Source organism: Frankia sp. CeCAU1 (genome assembly GCF_977971845.1).
In genome coordinates this window covers 1-3,587 of the sequence record NZ_CDWWXA010000237.1, presented here as the reverse complement: position 1 = coordinate 3,587, position 3,587 = coordinate 1, and the positions used below count along the sequence as shown (strand labels likewise).

The 3,587-nt window shown below is 70.6% G+C and carries 4 protein-coding genes and 2 pseudogenes; all 6 read left to right on the top strand.

Features of this window, described 5'->3' with window-relative positions; translation table 11 throughout:
* Positions 1 to 474: recombinase family protein (locus AC08OO_RS22860; RefSeq protein WP_476619059.1), on the top strand; the 474-nt coding region annotated here is incomplete at its 5' end.
* Between the two features lie 98 nt (positions 475 to 572).
* Complete coding sequence (locus tag AC08OO_RS22855; RefSeq protein ID WP_476611794.1) at positions 573 to 884, top strand: hypothetical protein; 312 nt, start codon at positions 573 to 575, stop codon at positions 882 to 884.
* Positions 874 to 1,614 (top strand): Mu transposase C-terminal domain-containing protein, encoded by a 741-nt coding sequence (locus tag AC08OO_RS22850; protein ID WP_476611795.1) that lies wholly within the window; start codon positions 874 to 876, stop codon positions 1,612 to 1,614. The genes AC08OO_RS22855 and AC08OO_RS22850 overlap by 11 nt, the downstream gene beginning before the upstream one ends.
* A gap of 28 nt (positions 1,615 to 1,642) precedes the next feature.
* Positions 1,643 to 2,413, top strand: a complete 771-nt coding sequence (locus AC08OO_RS22845; protein WP_476611796.1) for a TniB family NTP-binding protein — start codon at positions 1,643 to 1,645, stop codon at positions 2,411 to 2,413.
* A 60-nt stretch (positions 2,414 to 2,473) separates the two neighbouring features.
* Positions 2,474 to 3,204, top strand: a pseudogene (locus tag AC08OO_RS22840) (transposase).
* A 30-nt stretch (positions 3,205 to 3,234) separates the two neighbouring features.
* A pseudogene (locus tag AC08OO_RS22835) lies at positions 3,235 to 3,587 on the top strand (hypothetical protein); the annotation flags it as partial.

Below are 3,587 nucleotides of genomic sequence, written 5' to 3'. Positions count from 1 at the left end.
CCCCCGCACAGTCCACCCCGGCCCGCATCCGCCCGCCTGCCCCTCACCGCTGACGAGCATCTGGACGTCGGTATCGAGATCCGGGCCGTCCAGATGGACACCGGAGCCGAACTCCGCCGGCGGCAGATCGGCTTCCGGTCGCTGCACGAGGCGCTGGACACCACCACCCCCGGCGGCCGGCTCGTCTTCCACGTCTTCGCGGCGCTCGCCGAGTTCATCCGGGAGCTGATTGTGGAGGGGACGCGGGAAGGGCTGGAGCCGGCTCGGGCACGCGGGCAGCGGCTCGGCAGGCCCCCGGCGCTCAACGCCGAGCAGATCCGTCAGGCCCGGGTGCTGCTGCGGGAACCGGAGAACTCGGTCTCCCTCGATCGCGCGGTTGTTGGGGGTCAGCCGCAGCACGCTGTACACCCACATCCCCGAACTCGGTGCCGGCCGGGTAGCGGCCGGCCGACCGGATCTGAAATAAAGGCGTAGAGAATTCAGTCCCATCCTCGCGGGAGCGCGAAGTTTCCCGGAGAAGCAGGGGGACGAGAACCCCGCCTCGATCATGGGCGGGAAGGGAGAGGGAAAACATGAGGAACACCGAGGAGTCCGTCCTGGGTGGCCTTACGGCCTTCGAGTGGCACGACGCCACTGCGGCGGACTGTGAGACTGCGGTCGAGGAGATCAACCAGGTCGTGGGGGGATACGCCTCGCTGGTGTCGGCTGCGGCCGACAACCCGACAGGGTCCCACCCCACCGACGTCGCGCGGTGGCGGCAGCAGATGGAAGCCTTCGCCGCCCTCCGGCGGAACCTGCGCCCCGACGACCCGACGAGCATCACCGAGGCGCGGCGCGCCTCCGCCGAGGCGCTGCGCTACCTGGAGTCGATGCGTGGCCGGTGACGTCGACCGGGAACGCTACCGGCTGCCCGAGGCCCGCAACGACCAGATCTTCCACGATCTGATCGTTCCCACGGAGTACGCCGGACGTCCGGGGCAGGCCGCGCTGACACTGGCCGAGTTGCAGGCGTGGCTGGCGCTGGCGGTGGCCTGCTACCACGGCCAGGTGCACGAGACACTCGGCCGCACGCCGGCGGGTGTGTGGGCGCAGAAGGCCGCCGAGGCCGGGGCGCCGGCGACGGTGGCGAGCGAGACGGCGTTCCTGGTGGACTTCCTGCCGGTGATCCGCCGGGCCTTGTCCCGGACCGGGTTCCAGATCGACCATGTGCAGTACTACTGCGACGCGCTCAAGCCGTGGATCGCCCGCCGCGAGCAGCTGGGGAAGTTCGTGCTGCGCCGCGACCCGCGCGACCTCAGTCGGATCTGGGTGCTGGACCCGGAGGGCGGCGCCTATCTGGAGGTGCCGTACCGGACGTTGTCACGGCCGCCGATCAGCGTGTGGGAGCAGCAGGCCGCTGTCGCCCGGCTGCGCGAGCAGGGGCGCGCCGAGGTCGATGAGAACGCTCTGTTCGCGGTGGTGGCACGGATGCGCGAGATCACCGACACCGCGGCGGCCACGACCAGCAAGGCCCGTCGCGACCGCGAACGCCGCGCGGCGACGCTGTCCCAGGCGGCGCGGGCGGACGCGGCCCCACCCCGCCTGGGACGGAGAGCGGCACGCAGACCTGGGTGAGGCCAAGGCCGTTCGAGGTGATCGAGCAGTGGTGACCGAGGACGGGCCGGCCGACTTGTCGCACCTGCACGGGGCCGCGCGGGAGATCGCGTGCCTGCCCGGCGAGGAGCGGCTGCGGTACGTCCGGGCGGACCGGTGGATCGGCTACCCCCGCGCGACCGAGGCCCTTCAGCGGCTGGAGACACTGCTTGGCTGGCCAGCCAAGCAGCGGATGCCGAACCTGCTACTGCTCGGGCCGACGAACAACGGCAAGTCGATGATCGTTGAGAAGTTCCGGCGCACCCACCCGCCGATCTCCCACCCGGACCGGGAAGAGATCCCGGTGCTGACGGTGCAGATGCCCTCCGAACCGTCGGTCAGCCGTTTCCACACCGCGATGCTGGCCGCGCTCGGCGCCCCGTTACGGCCACGGCAGCGGCTGGCCGAGCTCGAACAGCTGGCGCTGACCCTGCTGCGGCAGGTCGGAACCCGCATGCTGGTGATCGACGAACTGCACAACGTGCTCGCCGGGCGCGGCGATACCCGCCGGGAGTTCCTGAACCTGCTGCGATCCCTCGGCAACGAGCTGCGTATCCCGCTCGTCGGGGTCGGCACCCGCGACGCCTACCTGGCCATCCGCTCGGACGACCAGTTGGAGAACCGGTTCGCCCCGCTCACCCTGCCCCGATGGGAACCCGACGACGACGCCCGTTCCCTGCTGGCCAGCTTCGCCGCGTCGTTCCCGCTACGCCGGCCCTCGCCGATCACCACCGCTGAGAGGGCGTTCTGTGCGGGTTCGCCGGTTTTCGGGTTGGGGTGATCTCTGGCGTGTGGGGTTGATCGTGTTGCGTTCGGGGGCTGGTGCGTTCTGCTGGAAGACATGGTGGAACGCAAGCCGTACCCCAGTGATCTCTCCGATGAGGCGTGGGAACTGATCCGGCCGGTCCTGACCGCGTGGAAAGCCCGGCACCCCTCGCCGAGCGGGCATCAGGGCCGCTACGCGCTGCGGGAGATCGTGAACGCGATCCTGTACCAGGCCAGGACCGGCTGCGCTGGCAGGTCCGGGAACACCATCACCGCCGCGCGGACCCGACCGCGGTCGTGCTGGACTCCCAGACCGTGCGGGCGTCGACGAACGCCCCTCGGGAGACCACCGGCCTGGACCCGGGGAAACGAAGCCCGGGACGGAAACGCGGGATCGCCACCGACACCCTGGGTCTGCTGATCGCGGTGGTCGTGGTCGCCGCGAGCACGCACGACAACCTGATCGGCGCCGCACTGCTGGACCGGGTCGCCGCGACCGCCCCGTCGGTGCGTAAGGCGTGGGTGGACGCCGGGTTCAAGACCACCGTCGTCGAGCACGGAGCCGACCTGGGGATCGACGTGGAGATCGTGGGCCGGCCGGACGGAGCGCGGGGGTTCACCCCGCTGCCGAAACGGTGGGTGGTCGAGCAGACCTTCGGGATCTTCATGCTGCACCGGCGGCTGGCCCGGGACTACGAGACGAAACCCGCCAGCGCGGTCGCGATGATCCGCTGGTCGATGGTCGACGTGATGGCACGCCGACTCACCCGCACCGCCGCGCTGAGCTGGCGTGACCCGCCGGTCTGAACCGGCCGCGGGCCGGGCACAGGTGGTCCCGTGAGCGCCGACCTGCTGGAGAAGATCGAGAACCGGCGTGCGCGGCTCCGGCGGACCGTCACCGAACTTCGAGAAGAGATCAACCGGCTCGGTGAACAGCTCGCGGCCGCCGAACACGCCCTGGAACGGTTGGAGATCACCCATCAGACCGTGGTGGACCTGACCACCGAGGACACCCCCACACCCGCCGGTCCTCTCCCGGACGGCTACCGGGAGATCCTCGCCCTGTTCACCCCGGGCGCCGCAGCCGGCTCCACCCACCCCAGAGATCAACTCAAGCTGAAACCCGGCGAAGCCCCTCAGAACACCCTCTCAGGACTGGTCGGCACCGGACGTGAGCGCTCGCCGTCGGG